Here is a 14,727-nt window from a genome sequence, read left to right on the forward strand (position 1 = left end):
TCCGCCTCTTCACTCGCCGCCGCCATTGTCGGGCTGGCCGCTTGTCAGCTCGCTCTGGCGCGGCAGGCCGATGATGTTGTAGCCACCATCCACATGGTGGATTTCGCCGGATACGCGCGCCGAGAGGTCGGAGAGAAGATAGAGTCCTGCACCGCCGACATGATCGAGCTCGATCGATTCCTTGATCGGTGCATGCGTCTTGTTCCACTTGAACACGAAGCGCGCATCGCCCACCGCCGACCCTGCCAGCGTACGCATCGGGCCGGCCGAGATCGCATTGACGCGAATATTGTGGCGGCCAAGATCGACGGCAAGATAGCGCACACTTGCCTCAAGTGCCGCTTTCGCCACGCCCATCACATTGTAGTTCGGCATGACGCGCGTCGAGCCGCCATAGGTCAGCGTTACCATGGAGCCGCCCCGCGTCATCAGCTTTGCTGCGCGCCGCGCGACATCGGTGAAGGAGTAGCAGGAGATATCCATCGTGCGCAGGAAGTTGCCGCGCGTCGTGTCGACATAGCGGCCCTTCAGCTCGTTCTTGTCGGAATGCGCAATGGCATGGACCACGAAGTCGAGCACACCCCATTCCTTTTCGAGTGTGGCAAAGGCTGCATCGAGGCTGGCTTCGTCCATCACGTCGCAGGGCAGCAGGATGCTCGAGCCGGCGGATTCCGCCAGCGGTTTCACGCGCCGTCCGAAGCTTTCGCCTTGATAGGTGAAGGCGAGTTCCGCGCCATGCGCGGCGAGCGCGCGCGCAATGCCCCAGGCAATCGAATGGTCGTTCGCCACGCCCATGATGAGGCCGCGTTTGCCCTTCATCAGCGGACCCGTCAGAACCAGCGCGTCCTCGCCCGCCTTCTCGTCATCAGAACCGTGCATGCGTCAGTCGTTCCCAATTTGTCTGGCCGCGCTCCCGGGCTTCCGGTTGCGTCCTCGGGCCTCGATCACCCGTTATATCGTTGCAGCGCCAGCGTCGCGTTCGTGCCGCCAAAGCCGAAACTGTTGGAGATCGCCAGATTGATCTCCGCATTGTCGATCCGCTTGCGGACGATATTGGCATCCGCGACTTCCGGGTCGATCTCGTCGATATTCGCGCTTGCGGCGATGAAGCCGGATTGCATCATGAGCAGCGTGTAGATTGTCTCGTGAACGCCCGCCGCGCCTTGCGCATGGCCGGTAAGGGATTTCGTCGCACTGATCGGCGGCGTCTTGGCGCCGAAGACATCGTGGATCGCCTTGATCTCTGGAATGTCGCCCACGGGCGTCGAGGTCGCATGCGGATTGATGTAGTCGACCGGTGCCTTCACGTTTTCGAGCGCCATCTTCATGCAGCGCACCGCGCCCTCGCCGGATGGCGCGACCATGTCCGCGCCGTCCGCCGTTGCGCCATAGCCCACGATCTCGGCATAGATCTTCGCACCGCGTGCCTTGGCGTGTTCGAGTTCTTCCAGAATGACGATGCCGCCGCCGCCCGTGATGACGAAGCCGTCGCGATCCTTGTCATAGGCGCGGCTTGCCTTTTCCGGCGTGTCGTTGCGCTTGGAGGACATGGCGCCCATCGCGTCGAACAGGACCGAAAGCGTCCAGTCGAGTTCCTCGCCGCCGCCGGCAAACATGATGTCCTGCTTGCCCCACTGGATCATCTCGGCCGCATTGCCGATGCAGTTCGCCGAGGTCGAGCAGGCGGAGCTGATCGAGTAGTTGACGCCCTTGGTCTTGAACCAGGTCGAAAGGTTCGCCGAGCAGGTGGAGGACATGGCCTTCGGCACGGCGAAGGGGCCGACTTTCTTCGGGCCTTTCACAGGCTCGGTCCGCGCCGTGTCGGCGGCGGCAACGATCGCCTTTGTCGAGGGGCCGCCCGAGCCGACGATAAGACCGGTGCGCGGATTGCTGACATCGCCCGGTTCGAGGCCCGCATCGGCGATCGCCTGGTTCATCGCGATCCAGGCATAGGCCGCGCCGTCGCCCATGAAGCGTCGCGCACGGCGATCCACCGCTTCGTCGAGATCGATCTTGAGGCTCCCGTGCACCTGGCTGCGGAAGCCCATCTCGGCATAGGTGTCCGCTTTCACGATGCCGGACTTGCCCTCGCGCAGGCTTGCCGTGACCTCCTGCGCATTGTTGCCGATGCTGGAGACGATACCCATGCCTGTGACGACCACTCGCCTCATGGCAGCCTCTCTTTCACTTCAGTCGGTTTGTCCTGTGTCTCGGTGCCGTTTCAGGCAGTCTGTTCGGTCGAACCGAACAGGCCAACCTTCATGTCGCTCACCGTGAACGCGATCTCGCCATCGGCCTTGATGATGCCATCGGCCATGCCGAGCACCAGCTTGCGGTTGATGACGCGCTTCAGGTTGATGACATATTCGAGCTTTTTCACGGCGGGCGTCACCATTGCGGAGAATTTCACTTCACCGACGCCGAGCGCGCGGCCTTTGCCTTGCGCGCCGATCCAGCCGAGGAAAAAGCCGAGAAGCTGCCACATGCCGTCAAGACCGAGGCAACCCGGCATCACCGGGTCGCCTTCGAAGTGGCAACCAAAGAACCAGAGGTCCGGTTTGATGTCGAATTCGGCAACGATCTGCCCCTTGCCATATTCGCCGCCCGTCTCGCTGATATGCGTGATGCGGTCGATCATCAGCATCGGAGGCAGCGGCAATTGCGGATTGCCGGGGCCGAACATGCGGCCATGGCTGCATTCGAGCAGGTCTTCGTGTGAATATGCCGATTTCTGATCCGCCATTACCGTCCGCTCAAAAAGGGCCTCTCGAGTCGCGGTCTCCGTAACCCGGAATCGCTCGGGGCCGTCCCCAGTTTGGGACGGTGGAGCCGCCCCGGTTTTTCGCCTTATGGCTTGTCTAGCCGCTTCGTAACACACAGCAGAGCCGTCGCAAACCCTTGGCATACGGGCAGTTAGCTCCACTGGAGCCCTTGGCCTGCCCTTGACAAGCATATGACAGGCACACTATCTATTGTTTGTAACGATTACAAACTGCAGGCTTCCCATGTCCTACATTAGAGAATGGACTGGAAGCCCGCCCGGTACCAGAGGATAGGCCCGTGACGCAGGAACGCCCCTACGCACAGACACTGACCAGACTGCGGGAAGCAGGGCTTCGTCCCACCCGGCAGCGGCTGGCGCTGGGCCGTCTTCTGTTCGACGGCGGTGACCGCCACGTGACGGCTGAAGCTCTTCACGACGAGGCCCAGAAGGCCGGTGTGAGCGTTTCCCTGGCCACCGTCTACAACACGTTGCACCAGTTCACCGGCGTCGGCCTCCTGCGGGAGGTTGTGGTGGATTCTGCCCGCACCTATTTCGATACCAACACGGATGACCATCATCACTTCTTCATCGAGAAGGATGGTGCGCTCATGGATATCGCCGGCCACGAGGTGATGATCGGCAGCTTGCCCGACGCGCCGGAGGGCATGGATGTTGCGCGTGTGGACGTGATCGTCCGTCTTCAGGACCGCAATCGCGACTGAGAATTTGTCGCAAAAACAATCACTAAAAAGACTGTTTGGAGATATTCCAAACTATTGACCTCTCTTTGGGGCGGGCATAGGATTTTGCTCAACCTCCTGCCGGAAACCGTTCGGGATTCGGCAGGGCGGGCATCGGAAGGTTTTTCGTGAGCCCCGGTGCGGAGCCCGGCGAGAACCCCGGCGAGAACAATGCGCAAGCCTCAAGCCAGCGCCCTCCCAGGGCTCCAGCGGCCTCATGTACGAACCGTCAAACACAAATGGTGAGGAGCAATATCCATGACAGCGCTTTCCGGTACCAAGACCTGGGAGAACCTGAAGGAAGCTTTCGCGGGCGAAAGCCAGGCCAACCGCCGCTATCTCTATTTCGCCCAGAAGGCCGACGTTGAAGGCTTCAACGACGTCGCTGCCGTATTCCGCTCGACTGCGGAAGGCGAGACGGGCCATGCCCATGGCCATCTTGAATTCCTCGAGGAAGTAGGCGACCCGGCGACGGGCGAGCCCATAGGCGGCACCGACAAGAACCTCAAGGCAGCGATTGCCGGCGAGACGCACGAATACACCGATATGTATCCGGGTATGGCTCGTACCGCGCGCGAGGAAGGCTTCGACGAAATCGCCGACTGGTTCGAAACGCTCGCCAAGGCCGAAAAAAGCCATGCCGGCCGTTTCCAGAAGGCGCTCGACAGCCTGGACGCCTGACGACTTCGGAGCGGAGGGGTTTCGGCCCCTCCGGCTCCATGCCTCTCGACTCTCTTCACTCGCGCTGGAGACCAAAGCCGATGAGCAGCCCGCAAGAAGGCACCCCCCAAGCGACGGTATCGAAGGAAGGCAGCACCGAAGCGCCTACCCGCCATCCGATCGACTGGCGCAATCCCGATTTCTACGATCTCGAAAAGCTCGACGCGGAATTGCGCCGCGTCTTCGACATCTGTCACGGGTGCCGTCGCTGTTTCAATCTCTGCGACAGTTTCCCCCGCCTCTTTGATCTGATCGACGAAAGCCCGACCGGTGAACTCGATGAAGTGAAGTCGCAGGATTTCGGGCCCGTCGTCGAGGCCTGCACGCTTTGCGACATGTGCTTCATGACGAAATGTCCTTATGTGCCGCCGCATGAATTCGATCTCGATTTCCCGCATCTGATGCTGCGTTACCGTGCGGCGAAGGGTAAGGAGGCCGAGGGCTTCCCCTTCGTGCAGAACCAGCTTGCCCAGATGGACAGGAACGGCACGTTGGCCGCCCCCGTCGCGCCGCTTGCGAACTGGGGTTCGGCGCGTGGCAACAAGCTCACGCGCCCCGCCATCGAAGCCGTCGCCGGTATCGACCGCCGTGCCGAGCTTCCCAAATTCCACGGCCAGACATTCCTGCGCCGTGCGAAGAAGCAGGATGCGCAAGGCGTGGCGAAGCCGAAAGAGGCGCCCGCGAAGGGCCGCAAGGCAGTTCTTTTTGCAACCTGTTTCGTGAACTACAACAACCCGAAAGTTGGTGAGGCCGCGCGTCTCGTACTCGCGCATAACGGCGTCGAGACGGAAGTCGCCTATCCCGGTTGCTGTGGCATGCCGTTCCTTGAGCAGGGCAATATCGCGAAGGTTGCCGCGCAAGCCGAGAGGGTCGCGAAGGACATGGTTGCCTGGATCGACAAGGGCTACGATGTCATTACGCTCACCGCCTCTTGCGGTCTCATGTTCAAGTTCGAATGGCCGCTCATCCTCCCCGGCAATGAAGATGTCATGAGGCTTGCCGCCGCCACGCGCGACATCGACGAATATGTCGTCGGCATCGCGAAGAACGAGGGGCTCGCGCCGGGCCTCAAGCCCGTTGAGGGTGGCGTGACGGCCCATCTGGCCTGTCATGCGCGCGCTCAGAACATGGGGGCGAAGTCGGCGGAAATGATGCGCCTCATCCCCGAGCTCAAGCTCGATGTGGTCGAGCGTTGCTCCGGGCACGGAGGAACATTCGGCGTCATGAAAGAAACCTTCGATGTCGCGATGAAAGTCGGCAAGACGGCCTCGCGCAATGTCGCCAAAACCGGCAACAAATATGTGACGTCGGATTGTCCGCTGGCCGCCAAGCATCTCGTCCACGAGATCGAGACGATGGAAGAGCCCGTGCCGCCCTCGCCCTATCATCCCATCGAGATCATGGCGCGCGCCTGGGGTCTCATTCAGTAAAAGTGGGGGGTTGCTCTTCCCGAGAAGGTTCCCAGAGATGGTTGCGATGAAAAAAGAAATCACACCTGCCGATATCCTGCCCTACGAGACCTATGCGAAGGAGCGTAAGGAGCGCCGCACGGCAATCACGGCGATGAAGAAAAACCGCCGCGTCGAGGTCGGTCCCTATGCGACTTTCTATTTCGAGAACTACGACACGATGTTCCAGCAGGTTCAGGAGATGCTGCACATCGAGAAGGGCGGCGCCGAACAGCTCGCCGACGAGCTCCACGCCTATAACCCGCTGATCCCGCAAGGCAACGAACTCGTAGCCACGATCATGTTCGAGATCAACGATCCCGTTCGCCGCGACAGCTTCCTGCGTTCCATCACCTGGGTCGAGAAGCATCTTCACATCGACGTCGGCGGCGAGAAGGTAACCGGCGAGGCGGAGATGGATGTCGAGCGCACCAAGGCGGACGGCAAGACCTCATCCGTTCACTTCGTGCATTTCCGTTTCACGCCTGAGCAGATAGCAAGGTTCCGCGATCCCGCAACGCAGGTCATGGTCGTCATCGCGCATGAGAATTATCACCACATGGCGGTGTTGCAGCCGCAGGTGAAAGAAGCCCTCGCCAAAGACTTCGCCTGACGTTCTAGTCGAAATTCTCGCCCGGATAGACACCCCAGAGCCTGCCCTGGGGTGTCCAGCCTTCATAGCCTTTCGCTTCGAGGCGGCACCAGCGTGCCTTGCAGCTCGTCACGCGCACGAGGAGGCCGTTCTCGGCATAGGCGATGACCCCGGAGGCGTCGTCAGGCTCGGCATGGAGCACGGCAGGTGCGCCGTCCTCGCCCGTTCCGTCGATAATCGCCGTGCGTTCACCGTCGAGCATCGAATGCCAGATCCAGCCGCCATCGCCTTCATGGTCGCGAATGCGCCGCCAGTTGTTCGACTCCGCGATCACTTCCAGCGGCACACCGCTTTTGCGGTAAACCCAGTCGATCGGAAAATCGGTGCCGGGTCCGCGCCGCACATTTGCGCGCCCTGATTTGAGGCTCACAAAGCGCGGTACGGGAAGGCCGGTCGCCGCCCCTGGCGTACGCTCGGGCATCGCGGCCTGCGGGCTGTTCAGCGCCGCTGTGGCAATCGGCATGTCTTCGGCAGCCGCGGGGTTCATGCTTCCCCCCGCGCCAAAAGACACGCCAAAAACCACGCCAAAAACCACGACAGCGCAGGCCCCCGCGCGCCGTTCTCTTTGCCTTGCTTTCGCTGACCGCTCCCGCATCTTTATCTTCTGCCCGTTGGCGCCCCTCCGGTTCCCTCGACTGATCTCGGGCCCGGTCCCCAACGTAATGTCCCGCCGGATGGATATGCTCTACCCGACTCACCGGATTTTGCCAGAAAATGGCGCAAACAACCGGATAAAACCTGATAAGAAGGGGCACACCCCCAGCCTCCATTTCGCGGAGCGCCGCCGGAGTATCTCATGACCGCCAGAAAGCCGCTTGTCATCGTCACCCGCAAACTGCCCGAGCCCATAGAGGCGCGCATGGGCGAGTTGTTCGATGTCCGGTTGAATGCCGACGATCACCCTTTCACGCAAGCCGAACTTGCCAATGCCTTGCGCGAGGCCGATGTGCTGGTTCCCACGGTGACAGACAGGATCGACGCGCGCCTTCTCTCGCAGGCGGGCGAAAATCTCCGCCTCATCGCCCAGTTCGGCACCGGCGTCGACAATATCGATGTGGAAACGGCCCGCCGCCGCGGCATTACGGTAACGAACACCCCCGGCGTGCTGACCGAAGATACCGCCGACATGACAATGGGCCTCATCCTCGCCGTTCCGCGCCGCTTGAGCGAGGGCGCGCGCTATCTCCGCGAACATGATGGCCAGTGGCCCGGCTGGTCGCCCACATGGATGCTCGGCCGCCGCCTCACGGGCAAGCGCCTCGGCATTATCGGCATGGGCCGCATCGGCCAGGCTGTGGCGCGCCGTGCACGCCCCTTCGGCCTCGAAATCCACTATCACAACAGAAAGCCCGCCAACGCCGTCATGGAGCAGGAGCTCGAAGCGCGCTTCTGGGAAAACCTTGACGACATGTTGCCAAAGGTGGATATCGTCTCGGTCAATTGTCCGCTGACGCCACAGACATTTCATCTGCTGGACACGCGCCGCCTGAAGCTGCTGAAACCGGAAACCTACATCGTCAACACAGCGCGCGGCGAAATCATCGACGAGAATGCGCTGCTGCGCGCCCTTGAAGCGGGCGAACTTGCCGGCGCCGGCCTCGACGTCTTCGAGCGTGAGCCCTCGGTGAACCCGCGCCTCGTCGCGCTTCCGAATGTGGTGTCATTGCCCCATATGGGCTCTGCCACCATCGAAGGCCGCGTCGAGATGGGCGGCAAGGTCATCGTCAACATCAAGACCTTCATGGACGGCCACCGCCCGCCCGACCGGGTCATCCCGGCAATCATGTAATGATTGATCGGGTGAACCGGTCACAACACAAGAGAGCCCGGGTCATCCCGGCAATCATGTAATGGCTGCCTCAGACTGAGTGGATCGAAAGATCCTTTATCGACGGGTTTTCTCCCGTCAGCGGGTTCTTCGGATCCCATTTGAGCTTCACCGTCCGGAAGCGCGTTTCGAGCGCGTCATAGATGAGAAGCTTCCCCGCGAGGCTTTCCCCCGCGCCCGTGATTTCCTTGATGACTTCCAGCGCCTGCAGCGAACCGACGACCCCGGTCAGCGCTCCCATCACGCCGGCTTCCTCGCAGGTCGGCACGGCGCCGGGCGGCGGCGTTTCGCCCACGAAGTCGCGGTAGTTCGGCTTCGGCTTTCCCTCCGCATCGCGCTCGAAGGGGCGGAACACGGCAACCTGCCCCTCGAACTGGCCGACGGCGGCGGAGACGAGCGGCACTTTCGCAAAGTAGCAGGCATCGTTGACGAGAAACCGGGTTGCGAAATTATCGCAACCATCCGCCACCAGGTCGTATTGCGAAATAATATCGAGCGCGTTTTCCGCCGTCAGGCGTTCCTTGTGCTGGATGATTTTGACATCCGGGTTGATGCGGGTGGCGGCGTCCGCCGCGCTCTCCGTCTTTTCCCGACCGAGATCGGGCGTTCCATGCGCAATCTGCCGCTGGAGATTGGAAAGCGACACCGTGTCGTCGTCGATAATGCCGATGGTGCCGGCGCCCGCCGCCGCCAGATAGATCAGGCAGGGGCTTCCAAGTCCGCCCGCCCCGATGATGAGCACGCGCGCCTTCAGGAGCTTTTGCTGACCGGGCCCGCCGATCTCCTTCAGCACGATATGCCGTGCGTAGCGTTCCAGTTGTTCGTCGTTCAGTGCCATGGGTTTTGCGCTCCAAGCGCCCTTATCCGCCATTCCGCGCCGCGAATGTCAATGAAGGGAAACCCTCCCGCTCAATTTTTTGCTGCACCTGCGAAGAATGTCATGGAAATGTCTGGTTTTCTTGCGATAGTCTATTTGTGCGATGCAGCAGAGGCTATGCCCTGCCACCACTCACCCGCCCGGCCAGAGGCCGATAGAATATCCTTTGAGGATGAGGTGCTCCCGATGAACGACCCCCGCGAGATGATCGACGCTTTCACGGCTTCCGCCAACGCCGCCGCCAGCGGCATGAAGAAGATCAATACGGAGCTCATGGATTTCGGCAAGACACGCTTCGAGACCGATACCTCCGCCGCCGAAGCGATCTTCGCTGCCAAATCCATGAAGGACATGATGGCGCTTCAGCGCGATTTCATGGTCTCGACGATGGAAGCCTACACGCAGGAAGCGACCAAGCTTCGCGAACTGACGATGGAGGTCACCAACGAGGTGATGGGCCATCTGCCCAAGCCCGTCTCGCTCTAGGCCCGTCTCGCTCTAGCCTGGTCTTCGCCTCGAAGATGCGGAAAACGCGCGGCCTCAGCCGCGCGGTACGAGGATATTCGTCTGGCAGGTCCGGCCGACAAGACCGGTCCTGTCATAGAGCGCGCCTTCGCTCATCCCCATGCCTGTTTCGTGCAGTTGTGCATCCGGCGTGACGCCGATCCACTCGCCCTGCGGCGCGCGCGAGACATGGACCGATACGTCCACATTCGGAAAACCGAAATTCGCCGGCCATGCGCCGCTCGACGAAAGCCAGAAGGCGGATGCATTATCCGCTGCCGTGAAGAGCGTCGCGAGCAGGGAAGCGAAGGGCAGCAGCGGCCGTGTCATCCGCGACCAGCGCATGCCGGGTTTGCCCGTCGCATCGCGCTCCTCGCGCATCTCCAGAATATGCAGGAAGTTCACATGCTCGGGCCGCTTCCCGTTCGCCCAGAGCGGCAGCGTGGCAGGATCGCCCGCCCAGTTCGTTGCTGTGGGGATCGCCGTCAGCGGCCTGGTCCCGGGCATCGCATCGGGCTTCACGAAAATGGCATGGCCTTTCGAGATGATCTTGCCCGCTTCGTCCTTCAGCAGGCATTCGGCCACGGCGTTGCGCCGCCCTGCTTGCAGCGTCGTGATTTCCGTGACGAGCGGCGCGACAGGGGCAGGACGCAGCATCAGCACGGTGGCCGAGAGCGGGGTACCCCAGCCCTCGCTCACCGCATGTTCTTCCATCGCGCCTGCAACGAGCCCCGCCACGGCGCCGCCATAGAGCCCGCGAAACGGTCCCGCCGCATAATCATCCGGCAGCCACGGGCCGCCCTCGCGCGTGAAGATCGGCGCGCCGGTTTCGGCGGCGGCATGGGTTGCGGGCGCGGAACTGTTCATGGAGGTACTCATAAAGCTGGGAGAAAGCGTGATGCGCTGTCATGTGCCACGGACCGGGCCGCGCGGCAATCCTGCATTGCCCTAAAGGGGAGGCAGCAGCACGACGCTCTGGCACGACCGTCCGATCCGTCCATGAACGTCGAAGATTTCCGATTCCGTCATGCCGCGCCCGTCGTCATGCCATGAGCCGCGCTGCGCAACGCCGATCCAGTCTCCCTTCGGCGCACGCGAAAGATGCAGCGCAAGGTCGGCATTGGGCCAGCCGCCTGCATTGGGCCGCTCGCCCGCATCCGTCACCGTGAAAAGCGTCGAGACATCCGCCACCGCCATCGCATTCGAAAAAGGTGTCGGCACATCATGAAACGGATGCTTCAGCCGAAACCACTTGGCGCGTGTTCCATCCTCGTGATGCGTGTCGCGAATATCCACGAGGTCCAGAAAACCCTGGTTCGTATTTGCGGCCTTGAAGAACTCGGGCCGTTCCCATTTCACGAAGGTCTCGGGCTCGAAGACGGTCTTCTCCGGTGCGCCGGGCAGTCCTTCGACGGAGAGAGGCTGCTGGAAACACGCACTCGCCTTCGCCTGCAACTTGCCGCCAGCCCATAATTCGTTCTCGAACACTGCAACGCGTCCGCCTTCGCGCACTGCGCTTACCTTGCTCGATATGCCTTCACGGGGCAGCGGGCGCAGCAGATAGAGATTGGCCGACACAAGTGCGCCGAGCCCGCGCGCGGCCGCCATCGCTTCCATCTCGCCGACCGAAAGCGCGGCCACCGCCCCGCCATGCATGCCGCCAAAGGGCCCTTGCGATTCCGGCTGCGCCGCCCATGTCTCACCGTCGCGGCGGAAAACGGGTGTCGCGTTTGTCGAGGCCTTCATTTTCTCACTCACCATATTGCCGTCAGCCCGCGATCGCTTCTTCCACGTCACGCAGCCGGTCCTTGCCGAAATAGATCTCGCCATCGACGAAGAAGGTCGGAATGCCGAAGGCGCCGCGCGCCACGGCGTCTTCCGTGTTCGCGATGAGTTTCGCCTTCACATCGCCGTCCTGAATACGTGCGAGGATATGCGCGCCGTTGATACCGCCCGCGTCGAGCGCCGCTTTGATGATGTCCGCGTCGTCCATCTTCAGAGATTGTTCCCACATGGCGGAAGCGACCACCTCGAAATATTTTGGCAGCATCCCGTCCATCTCGGCGGCAATTGCGCCTCGCATGATCTGCAGTGTGTTCACGGGGAAATGCGTGTTGAATTTGAACTTCGTCAGATTGTGCTTCTTGATGAAGCGCTGGATTTCAAGCGCGCCATATTCGGGCTTGTTCCTGATCCCTGCTTCCGAGATAGCTGGCGAGACATTGCCTGTGGCTTTGAAGATGCCGCCGAGCAGCACCGGCACATATTTGAATGTCGCGCCAGTGCGTTGCTCGATTGCCGGTATCGCCTTGCTGGCGAGATAGGCGTTCGGGCTGCCGAAATCGAAAAGAAATTCCACCTGTTTGCTCATGTGAGCATCCTTTTTTCCGTTCAGAATGTTTCCATCCACGGGCGCAGGTCGAGTTCATGCGTCCAGGCGTCGCGCGGCTGGGCATGAAGCTGCCAATAGGCTTCCGCGATGTGATCGGGGTTCAGGATTCCATCCCGATCCTTCAAGGCGTAGCGCGTCGGGAAATTGTCGCGGATGAAGGCCGTGTCGATGGCGCCATCTATGATCGGATGCGCGACATGGATGCCCTTGGGCCCAAGCTCGCGCGCCAGGCTCTGGGCCAGCGCCCGAAGCGCGAATTTTGCGCCCGCAAAGGCGGCAAATCCGGAACCGCCGCGAAGGCTGGCAGTCGCGCCCGTGAAGATCATCGTACCCCGGCCTCGCGGGGTCATCACGCGCGCCGCTTCTCGGCCGGTGAGAAATCCGGCATAGGCTGCCATCTCCCAGACCTTCCGGTAGACGCGTTCGCTCATCTCGGTGATCGGGAAGTTCACATTCGCGCCGATATTGAAGACGAAGACTTCGACAGGCCCGATCTCGCGCTCCACCGTTTCGAAAAGCGCGACGGCCTCCTCTTCCTTTCGCGCATCCGAGCCGAAGCCGCGCGCGTCGCCGCCCGCAGCGCGGATTTCCTCGACGAGCGGTGTCAGCTTGTCCGCGTTCCGCCTCGTCACGCAGGCGACATAGCCTTCTTTCGCGAAGCGTTTGGCGATGGCGCCGCCGGTCGCGTCGCCCGCGCCGATGATGATCGCGGCCTTCTTTTCGCTCATGGCGCTTTCCTCCGCTCCGGCTGTCCCGAGATATCAGTTCCCTTTTTGAACTTGTAATTACACAATGGGTTCCAAAAAAGAACCTGTCAAGTTATGATAGCCGGGAAAGGGAGTTTTCATGCGCTGGGAAGAACTGGATCGCGAGCCTTGCTCGCTTGCCCGCTCGCTCTCCATCGTCGGCGACAGGTGGACATTGCTCGTGTTGCGCGAATGCTTCCTGCGTGTGCGCCGCTTCGAGGAATTCGAACAGCGCCTCGGCATTGCCCGTCATGTGCTGGCGGACCGTCTGAAAAAACTGACGGAGGCGGGTGTCTTGCGCAAGGAGCCCTATCAGGAGCGCCCCCGCCGCGAGGAATACAGGCTGACCGAAAAGGGCCTCGACCTTTATCCCGTCATGCTTTCGCTGCTGGACTGGGGCGATAAATGGATGGCGGGGCCGGAAGGCCCGCCGCTGCTCCGCCGCCACAAGGCCTGCGGCCATGTCGTGCACGCCGTCCATGTCTGTTCGGAATGCGGCGAGCCGCTTGATGCGCGTTCGATGACGGTGGAGCCTGGGCCCGGTGCGCCGCCCGCCGTCTTGAAGGCGGCAGGCGGCGATACGAAGTAGCGCTTCAAAGCCCGTCGAACAGCGCCGTCGAAAGGTAGCGTTCCGCGAAAGACGGGATGATCGCGACGATCGTTTTGCCCTTCATTTCCGGCCGGCAGCCGATTTCCAGTGCAACGGCAATGGCCGCTCCCGAAGAGATCCCGCAGGGAATGCCCTCCATGCGGGCGGCTTTCCGCGCATGTTCGAACGCCGTCTCATTGCCGATGGTGACGACCTCGTCGATCAGCGACTTGTCGAGATTGCCCGGCGCGAAGCCCGCGCCGATGCCCTGGATCATATGCGGGCCCGGCTGTCCGCCCGAAAGCACGGGGCTGTCTTCCGGCTCGACGGCAATCATCTTGAGTTCGGGCTTGTACTTCTTCAAGGCGGAGCCGACGCCGGTAAAGGTGCCTGCCGTACCGATGCCGGAAATCACCGCGTCCACCTTGCCATGCGTGTCGTTCCAGATTTCCTCCGCCGTCGTGGTGCGGTGAATTTCCGGGTTCGCCGGATTGTCGAACTGCTGCGGCATGACGGAGTTGGGATGCTGCGCGAGCAGTTCCTCCGCGCGCGCGATTGCGCCCTTCATGCCCTTTTCCTTCGGCGTGAGTTCCAGTTCCGCGCCGAGCAGCGCCAGCATCTTGCGCCGTTCGATCGACATGCTCTCCGGCATGCACAGGATCAGGCGATAGCCTTTCGCCGCGCAGACGAAGGCAAGCGCAATGCCCGTATTGCCCGATGTCGGCTCGATGATCACCGTGTTGCCGGTAATCTTGCCCTGTTTCTCCAGCGCCTCGATCATGGCGACGCCGATACGGTCCTTCACGCTTGCCAGCGGGTTGAAGAATTCGAGCTTCAGATAGATATCCGCGACGGCGCCTGCTTCCTCGGCCATGCGATTGAGGCGGACCAGCGGGGTGTCTCCGATGGTCTCGGTGATGCTGTTATAGACGCGCCCGCGACCTGGCTTCTTGTCTGTCATATCGGCCTCCCGGACCACTTGTGACGCCCGCGCCCGATGCGCGGACCGTTCGGATTCAGATAGTGAAATCGGCGGTCGGTTTCGAGTTCCCGACGCCCGCCTCTTCCGCCTTGCGGCAGAGATCCTCGATGGTGATGTCGTCGAGCTTCGTCATCAGTTCGCGCTGCACCTCCTGCCAGAGCGGCGCGACCACGCGCTCGCCGAGTTCGGAGGGTTGCGCGGTCGCCGGTTCGTCCGATGCCTCCATCGCGCCGACCACACGCACGACCTCGCCCACCGCGATGCGCCGCCGCTCGCGCGCCAGCGTATACCCTCCACGCGGGCCCCGCACCCCTTTGAGAATGCCCGCATGAACGAGCTGCTGCATCACCTGTTCGAGATAGCGTTGCGGAATGCCCTGGCGCTTGGTGATTTCCTTGGACTGCACGGGGTCCGGCCGCGCATTGATCGCGACATCGACCACCGCTTCGAGCGCGAGCCAGGTTTTCTTGGAAAGTCTCAGCATG

General features: G+C 61.8%; 18 protein-coding genes. 7 read left to right on the forward strand and 11 right to left on the reverse strand.

Translation table 11 applies throughout. The features are described from left to right. Window positions 1-9: 9 nt before the first annotated feature. The 3 genes from fabI to fabA all read right to left on the reverse strand — a co-directional run bounded on the left by fabI (window position 10) and on the right by fabA (window position 2,743). Window positions 10-879 carry an enoyl-ACP reductase FabI gene (fabI, locus tag ABJO61_RS12630; protein WP_348325035.1) on the reverse strand — a complete coding sequence of 290 codons (870 nt, stop codon included), beginning with the start codon at window positions 877-879 and terminating at the stop codon, window positions 10-12. A gap of 65 nt (window positions 880-944) precedes the next feature. Then, a complete protein-coding gene (gene fabB, locus ABJO61_RS12635; RefSeq protein ID WP_348325033.1) occupies window positions 945-2,171 on the reverse strand; it encodes a beta-ketoacyl-ACP synthase I in 1,227 nt (408 codons plus the stop codon). Between the two features lie 50 nt (window positions 2,172-2,221). Beyond that, window positions 2,222-2,743, reverse strand: coding sequence for a 3-hydroxyacyl-[acyl-carrier-protein] dehydratase FabA (gene fabA, locus ABJO61_RS12640; RefSeq protein WP_348325031.1), 522 nt, complete (start codon window positions 2,741-2,743; stop codon window positions 2,222-2,224). A 317-nt stretch (window positions 2,744-3,060) separates the two neighbouring features. Between fabA and irrA the strand changes: the two genes are divergently transcribed. From irrA to ABJO61_RS12660, 4 genes are all read left to right on the forward strand, one after another. Beyond that, the gene (gene irrA, locus ABJO61_RS12645) at window positions 3,061-3,486 is read left to right on the forward strand and encodes an iron response transcriptional regulator IrrA (RefSeq protein WP_348325029.1); all 426 of its coding nucleotides are present in this window, start codon (window positions 3,061-3,063) and stop codon (window positions 3,484-3,486) included. Between the two features lie 276 nt (window positions 3,487-3,762). Then, window positions 3,763-4,185 carry a rubrerythrin family protein gene (locus ABJO61_RS12650; protein WP_348325027.1) on the forward strand — a complete coding sequence of 141 codons (423 nt, stop codon included), beginning with the start codon at window positions 3,763-3,765 and terminating at the stop codon, window positions 4,183-4,185. Window positions 4,186-4,265: 80 nt separating this feature from the next. Beyond that, window positions 4,266-5,654: a heterodisulfide reductase-related iron-sulfur binding cluster gene (locus ABJO61_RS12655; RefSeq protein WP_348325025.1), complete on the forward strand. Its 1,389-nt coding sequence runs from the start codon at window positions 4,266-4,268 to the stop codon at window positions 5,652-5,654. A gap of 46 nt (window positions 5,655-5,700) precedes the next feature. Continuing rightward, window positions 5,701-6,285 carry a DUF3501 family protein gene (locus tag ABJO61_RS12660; RefSeq protein ID WP_348325023.1) on the forward strand — a complete coding sequence of 195 codons (585 nt, stop codon included), beginning with the start codon at window positions 5,701-5,703 and terminating at the stop codon, window positions 6,283-6,285. A 4-nt stretch (window positions 6,286-6,289) separates the two neighbouring features. On the opposite strand, the gene ABJO61_RS12665 is transcribed toward ABJO61_RS12660, so the two are convergent. After that, a complete protein-coding gene (locus ABJO61_RS12665) occupies window positions 6,290-6,811 on the reverse strand; it encodes an SH3 domain-containing protein (protein ID WP_348325021.1) in 522 nt (173 codons plus the stop codon). 309 nt (window positions 6,812-7,120) lie between these two features. On the opposite strand from ABJO61_RS12665, the gene ABJO61_RS12670 reads away from it, so the two are divergent. Next, window positions 7,121-8,113 (forward strand): D-glycerate dehydrogenase, encoded by a 993-nt coding sequence (locus ABJO61_RS12670; RefSeq protein ID WP_348325019.1) that lies wholly within the window; start codon window positions 7,121-7,123, stop codon window positions 8,111-8,113. Window positions 8,114-8,183: 70 nt separating this feature from the next. Here ABJO61_RS12670 and ABJO61_RS12675 read toward each other — a convergent pair whose 3' ends face one another. Further along, a complete protein-coding gene (locus tag ABJO61_RS12675) occupies window positions 8,184-8,990 on the reverse strand; it encodes a HesA/MoeB/ThiF family protein (RefSeq protein ID WP_348325017.1) in 807 nt (268 codons plus the stop codon). Between the two features lie 225 nt (window positions 8,991-9,215). Between ABJO61_RS12675 and ABJO61_RS12680 the strand changes: the two genes are divergently transcribed. After that, on the forward strand, window positions 9,216-9,515 hold the full coding sequence (locus ABJO61_RS12680) for a phasin family protein (RefSeq protein ID WP_348325015.1): 300 nt from the start codon (window positions 9,216-9,218) through the stop codon (window positions 9,513-9,515). A 54-nt stretch (window positions 9,516-9,569) separates the two neighbouring features. Here the strand turns inward: ABJO61_RS12680 and ABJO61_RS12685 are convergent, their stop codons facing one another. The 4 genes from ABJO61_RS12685 to ABJO61_RS12700 form a co-directional block, all read right to left on the reverse strand. After that, complete coding sequence (locus ABJO61_RS12685) at window positions 9,570-10,400, reverse strand: acyl-CoA thioesterase domain-containing protein (protein ID WP_348325013.1); 831 nt, start codon at window positions 10,398-10,400, stop codon at window positions 9,570-9,572. An 81-nt stretch (window positions 10,401-10,481) separates the two neighbouring features. Continuing rightward, window positions 10,482-11,279, reverse strand: coding sequence for a thioesterase family protein (locus ABJO61_RS12690; RefSeq protein ID WP_348325011.1), 798 nt, complete (start codon window positions 11,277-11,279; stop codon window positions 10,482-10,484). Window positions 11,280-11,301: 22 nt separating this feature from the next. Then, window positions 11,302-11,904 (reverse strand): 2-hydroxychromene-2-carboxylate isomerase, encoded by a 603-nt coding sequence (locus ABJO61_RS12695; protein ID WP_348325009.1) that lies wholly within the window; start codon window positions 11,902-11,904, stop codon window positions 11,302-11,304. Window positions 11,905-11,924: 20 nt separating this feature from the next. Continuing rightward, the gene (locus ABJO61_RS12700) at window positions 11,925-12,653 is read right to left on the reverse strand and encodes an SDR family oxidoreductase (RefSeq protein WP_348325007.1); all 729 of its coding nucleotides are present in this window, start codon (window positions 12,651-12,653) and stop codon (window positions 11,925-11,927) included. Between the two features lie 118 nt (window positions 12,654-12,771). Between ABJO61_RS12700 and ABJO61_RS12705 the strand changes: the two genes are divergently transcribed. Next, window positions 12,772-13,260 carry a helix-turn-helix domain-containing protein gene (locus ABJO61_RS12705; RefSeq protein ID WP_348325005.1) on the forward strand — a complete coding sequence of 163 codons (489 nt, stop codon included), beginning with the start codon at window positions 12,772-12,774 and terminating at the stop codon, window positions 13,258-13,260. A gap of 4 nt (window positions 13,261-13,264) precedes the next feature. On the opposite strand, the gene cysK is transcribed toward ABJO61_RS12705, so the two are convergent. Beyond that, on the reverse strand, window positions 13,265-14,221 hold the full coding sequence (gene cysK / locus ABJO61_RS12710; RefSeq protein ID WP_348325003.1) for a cysteine synthase A: 957 nt from the start codon (window positions 14,219-14,221) through the stop codon (window positions 13,265-13,267). Between the two features lie 55 nt (window positions 14,222-14,276). Then, window positions 14,277-14,726 carry an Rrf2 family transcriptional regulator gene (locus ABJO61_RS12715; RefSeq protein WP_348325001.1) on the reverse strand — a complete coding sequence of 150 codons (450 nt, stop codon included), beginning with the start codon at window positions 14,724-14,726 and terminating at the stop codon, window positions 14,277-14,279. Window position 14,727 lies beyond the last annotated feature (1 nt).

Origin of the sequence: Parvibaculum sp. (genome assembly GCF_039973015.1) — a bacterium.
In the GTDB taxonomy this organism is placed as follows: Bacteria; Pseudomonadota; Alphaproteobacteria; order Parvibaculales; family Parvibaculaceae; genus Parvibaculum.

What these genes read in the sequence shown, in the direction of transcription:
- fabB (WP_348325033.1), bottom strand. Translation starts at nt 2,171, where the DNA reads ATGAGGCGAGTGGTCGTCACAGGCATGGGTATCGTCTCCAGCATCGGC.
- ABJO61_RS12690 (WP_348325011.1), bottom strand. Translation starts at nt 11,279, where the DNA reads ATGAAGGCCTCGACAAACGCGACACCCGTTTTCCGCCGCGACGGTGAG.
- ABJO61_RS12700 (WP_348325007.1), bottom strand. Translation starts at nt 12,653, where the DNA reads ATGAGCGAAAAGAAGGCCGCGATCATCATCGGCGCGGGCGACGCGACC.
- ABJO61_RS12695 (WP_348325009.1), bottom strand. Translation starts at nt 11,904, where the DNA reads ATGAGCAAACAGGTGGAATTTCTTTTCGATTTCGGCAGCCCGAACGCC.
- fabI (WP_348325035.1), bottom strand. Translation starts at nt 879, where the DNA reads ATGCACGGTTCTGATGACGAGAAGGCGGGCGAGGACGCGCTGGTTCTG.
- ABJO61_RS12685 (WP_348325013.1), bottom strand. Translation starts at nt 10,400, where the DNA reads ATGAACAGTTCCGCGCCCGCAACCCATGCCGCCGCCGAAACCGGCGCG.
- ABJO61_RS12670 (WP_348325019.1), top strand. Translation starts at nt 7,121, where the DNA reads ATGACCGCCAGAAAGCCGCTTGTCATCGTCACCCGCAAACTGCCCGAG.
- ABJO61_RS12650 (WP_348325027.1), top strand. Translation starts at nt 3,763, where the DNA reads ATGACAGCGCTTTCCGGTACCAAGACCTGGGAGAACCTGAAGGAAGCT.
- ABJO61_RS12655 (WP_348325025.1), top strand. Translation starts at nt 4,266, where the DNA reads ATGAGCAGCCCGCAAGAAGGCACCCCCCAAGCGACGGTATCGAAGGAA.
- ABJO61_RS12675 (WP_348325017.1), bottom strand. Translation starts at nt 8,990, where the DNA reads ATGGCACTGAACGACGAACAACTGGAACGCTACGCACGGCATATCGTG.
- ABJO61_RS12705 (WP_348325005.1), top strand. Translation starts at nt 12,772, where the DNA reads ATGCGCTGGGAAGAACTGGATCGCGAGCCTTGCTCGCTTGCCCGCTCG.
- ABJO61_RS12715 (WP_348325001.1), bottom strand. Translation starts at nt 14,726, where the DNA reads ATGCTGAGACTTTCCAAGAAAACCTGGCTCGCGCTCGAAGCGGTGGTC.
- cysK (WP_348325003.1), bottom strand. Translation starts at nt 14,221, where the DNA reads ATGACAGACAAGAAGCCAGGTCGCGGGCGCGTCTATAACAGCATCACC.
- fabA (WP_348325031.1), bottom strand. Translation starts at nt 2,743, where the DNA reads ATGGCGGATCAGAAATCGGCATATTCACACGAAGACCTGCTCGAATGC.
- ABJO61_RS12680 (WP_348325015.1), top strand. Translation starts at nt 9,216, where the DNA reads ATGAACGACCCCCGCGAGATGATCGACGCTTTCACGGCTTCCGCCAAC.
- ABJO61_RS12660 (WP_348325023.1), top strand. Translation starts at nt 5,701, where the DNA reads ATGAAAAAAGAAATCACACCTGCCGATATCCTGCCCTACGAGACCTAT.
- ABJO61_RS12665 (WP_348325021.1), bottom strand. Translation starts at nt 6,811, where the DNA reads ATGAACCCCGCGGCTGCCGAAGACATGCCGATTGCCACAGCGGCGCTG.